The 3,940-nt window shown below is 66.5% G+C and carries 4 protein-coding genes; 2 read left to right on the top strand and 2 right to left on the bottom strand.

The window, feature by feature from the left end; translation table 11 throughout:
* A partial coding sequence (locus MJ783_RS01640; RefSeq protein ID WP_305039471.1) for a TrkA C-terminal domain-containing protein occupies window positions 1-461 on the top strand: 461 nt, incomplete at its 5' end.
* A gap of 1,155 nt (window positions 462-1,616) precedes the next feature.
* Window positions 1,617-2,021 (top strand): hypothetical protein, encoded by a 405-nt coding sequence (locus tag MJ783_RS01635; RefSeq protein ID WP_239308109.1) that lies wholly within the window; start codon window positions 1,617-1,619, stop codon window positions 2,019-2,021.
* Window positions 2,022-2,144: 123 nt separating this feature from the next.
* Here the strand turns inward: MJ783_RS01635 and MJ783_RS01630 are convergent, their stop codons facing one another.
* A complete protein-coding gene (locus MJ783_RS01630; protein WP_239308108.1) occupies window positions 2,145-3,329 on the bottom strand; it encodes a cysteine desulfurase family protein in 1,185 nt (394 codons plus the stop codon).
* On the bottom strand, window positions 3,326-3,940 hold a 615-nt coding region (locus MJ783_RS01625; RefSeq protein ID WP_239308107.1), incomplete at its 5' end, for a ThiF family adenylyltransferase. The genes MJ783_RS01630 and MJ783_RS01625, both read right to left, overlap by 4 nt.

Below are 3,940 nucleotides of genomic sequence, written 5' to 3'. Positions count from 1 at the left end.
CCGGGACCGGGACCGGGACCGGGAATGACGACGAGGCTGGGCTACGAGTGGTGCTGCGCATCTTCGACACGACCCTTGGCGACGAAGCCGAACGCAGGTTCGCCATCCACACCGCCCGCAGCGCATCCGCCCTGGCCACCCCGTGGTTCGTCGGCGCCGCCCTCGACTACGAGGTGGTGAGCACCTTCTACGTCGACCGGGAGCCCTTCCTCGTCGCCCGGATCACCGTGACCGCCGGTGGTGGCCTGGACGGCCCGACCCTCCAGGAACTGTCGACCGGGACCCGCATGCTCGCGGTCGCCACGTCGTCCGCGCACGACGGCAGCACCGATCGCGCGCCCAACTACCGGCCGACTCGACACACCCGGCTCCGCCCAGGTGACGAGCTCCTGGTCGTCGGCCCGACCGCGCAGATCATCGACACGGTCAGCCGGAACCAGGCGCCCCACGTCCGGTCCTGACCTGGAGCAGATCACTCGCTATCGACGGTGCCCCAACCCGGCACGATCTCAGAACATCACGCCGCCGCTGGGAGCGGCCCCGCCGGAGCCCAGCTGGCCGCTTCCGCGCTGGTGCGACCGGCCTCGACGGCGGTCCCTGGCCGGGGTTTCGCCTACCGACGCAGAATGGTTGCTCAAGGTAACTTAGCTCAGCTGGTAACACCGGCTCGCTTCTCGAGCCACAAGGATCCACCGCATGAATAGATCTTGATGATCCCGAAGAAACCAGCAGCCCCACTTTCGGGTGAAAACTGGTGGCAAAACAGATCACACCGGGTCAGGCCGCATACTCTGAAGATGACCACAAAGCGTGGAACATGGAAATTCTTACATAAAACGGACGTAGCGATTAAAATAATAATCAATACATCAAGGCGAACGTCACATGATGTTGCTACTACGCAAACTCTAGACCATCCCGCGCTGGATGCGCATCCCGGCTGTCGATAACTTTAAGCAACTTCAAGAAAACTCCTTCCGGTCCATACGGCTAGGATTTATGCTGTCCGTCGACAGGTCATACAGAGCAAGCGCCTCTCACCGAGATTCTCGCGATGGTCGATGGAACGCCTGGCATACATTCCCCACGAGGCCGCAACGCTCGTGGCCTCGGCCGGGCTGTCCGTCACGGCCACCCGGAGAACCTACAGAAATGACTCCATCATCGCTACGTCCGCGTTGCGGAACACCGACGATGGAACCGTGCTTACTCGCATCGCTCGACGGGGGGAGGTATGAGCAGGTACGAGTGCGGCAACAGAGCAGGAAATCTGCTGTACTGACAGGCCCCCGATAGCCATCAAAGGACCATCCGTGCAGGCCCGGGGTCCGCAACAGCGTCAGTTAATTCATTAGCAACCCAAGCGGACCGTCCAATCTTCGCCTGCGCTGAAAGTGCGCAGTCCATTGCGGGCTAGATTAAAACCCAACGGCTACCACCAAGGAGAAACCGGGAAACCGGGAAGTCGCGCTCCAGCGCACCAACAACCCGCGAAGATGTGTTTTTCTGGTCCGATAAATACCTTTCCCACCAGCATTCCGATGCTGCCGGGACGTGCACACGGCCCGCCGTCATCGGACCGAAACACTGACAGCTCGAAGAGCGAGGAGTAAACAATGGCCGGTGTCTGGGATGCCAACATCAAAGCCGTCTACCCGACAAACCCCAACCTGTCCGTCACGGTCGACACCGTGACGATAGGGGCTGCTTTCGACGTGGTCGCGGACGTGGAGATCGGCTCCAGGCTGAACGAGGTCGTGGACAGTTACACGCTATCCGTCTCCGTTGTCAACCTCAGCCAGGCCAACGTGTTGGTCAGCAACAAGCCCCTCGTCGCTGTTCCGATCGCTCCCCAGGTGAACACGCCGCGCACCGATCTGCTAAGAGTCCACTTCCCCGCCGGCTGGGTCGCGGCGGACGAGGGCGACGTCCTGGAAATCGTGGCGTCGTACAAGGTCACCGCCGGCGTCAACACCGATGTCTCCTCGCTACAGAGCTCCACCTTCGTCGTCGTCGCCTAAGCTCAGCCAGCACCGACCACGGAGTACCCGAAGCCCCGGACGCGGGCCGCCTCCTGCCCCGCCATGGGCAGGAGGCGGCCCGCGTCCGGTCCGGGCCCCGCCCGCCGTGTGGGGGAACCAGCGTCAGGCACGGGCGGCTGCTTGGGGACCGGCCGGGCGCAGGCCGCGCAGGCAACGGACGTGGTCGACGGCGCTGACCACGTGGCCGACCGCGGCGTGCACCTCCTGTTCGGTCGTGGGGCGGCCGAGGCTGAACCGCAGGCTCTCCGACGCGGCGGCGGGCGTGCGCCCCATCGCCGTCAGGACGTGCGACGGTTCGCTGCTCGGCCCCGTGCAGGCGCTGCCCGCCGAGACGGCCAGCTGAGGCATGGACGTCATGACCGCGTCGGCGTCCGCGCCCGCGAACCGCAGGTTCAGCGTGTTCGGCAGCCGCGTGACGGCCGGGCCGTTGAGCTCGATACCGTCGATCTTCTCCGCGAGCAGATGGTGCAGGAGCGTGGTCAGCTGGCGCAGCCGGTCGGCGTCGGTGCCCAGTTCCGCCGCGGCGATCGCCGCGGCCTGCCCGAAGCCGACGATGCCGGCGCTGTTGGTGGTGCCGCTGCGTAGGCCGCGTTCCTGACCGCCACCGACAATCAGCGGGGGCAGCCGGCTTTGCAGCCGCCGGCTGGCGACGAGCGCGCCGACTCCCTTGGGACCGTAGATCTTGTGTGCGCTCAGCACCGCGAGGTCGACACCCCAGGCGTCCAGCGCCACCGGGATCTTGCCCGCGGCCTGCGTGACGTCGCAGAGGAACAGCGCACCAGCGCCGTGCGCGAGCTGACAGGCCCGCCGGACGTCCGCGATCGCGCCGGTCTCACTGTTCGCGGCCATCACCGCGACCAGGACGACGTCGTCGGACAGCGACGCGGCAAGATGGCCGAGATCCGGGGTGCCGTCGGGCAGGACCCGGACGAAGCCGACCGTGCCCTGATGGGTCCTCGCGGCCTCGGCCGCCGCCGCGAGTACGGCCTTATGCTCGGTGGCCGCTACCAGGACGCGGCGACGGCCCGGCTCCGCGCCAGCCAGGACACCGCGGATCGCGAGGTTGGCCGCCTCGGTGGCGCCGCTGGTGAACACGACGGTGCGCCGGCTCGTGCCGACAAGTGTCGCGACCTGCTCCCGGGCCTGCTCGACGAGCCGGGCGACGGCGCGGCCCGCGGCATGCCCGCTGGAGGCGTTCGCGAACTGCTCCGAGAACAGCGGCAGCATCGCCGCCAGCACCCGCGGGTCAACCGGTGTGGTGGCGTTGTGGTCAAAATAGATCGTCATCGCTGGAACGGCTCATCGCTGCCGCCTGGGCTGGCAATCCTGGCCCCGATCGGCGTCGGCTCACGGCGGTACATCTGGTATACCTCTGACCGGTACGCCCCGCAATCGCCGCAATCCGGGTCGCGGCTCACGGCGAACGAGCGGAAGTCCATGTCCCACAGGTCGAAGGAGAGCAGTCTGCCGGTCAGCCCCTCACCGAACCGGGCAATCAGCTTGATCACTTCCATCGCGGCCATGCACCCCACGGTCCCGGCGACCGCGCCGAGCACGGGGAAGCCAAGCGGATCCCACTGCGGATCTCCATCCGCGAACACACAGCGCAGACATGGATCGCCAGGAGTAACCGTGAGCAGCTGGGCCTCGGTGGTGTTCATGGCCGCGAAGACCACCGGTACGCCCAGGTCCAGACACATCCGGTTGATCCGGAAACGTTCGGGGAAGTTGTGCCGGGCGTCGACGACCACGTCCGAGGCGGCGACGAGACCGGGCAGGCGCGGGTCGAACAGGTCACGGTCCCATGCCTCGACCATGACGTCCGGATAGTGGGCCCGCAGGGTGTCGGCGGCGCAGGCAGCCCGCGGGTCACCGACCCGGTCGGGTCGCATAAGCGT

It is taken from the genome of Protofrankia sp. Cj3 (assembly GCF_917627355.1).
Lineage (GTDB): Bacteria > Actinomycetota > Actinomycetes > Frankiales > Frankiaceae > Protofrankia.
Note: the sequence above shows the minus strand (reverse complement) of the source record. Positions and strands in the feature narration are given on the sequence as shown.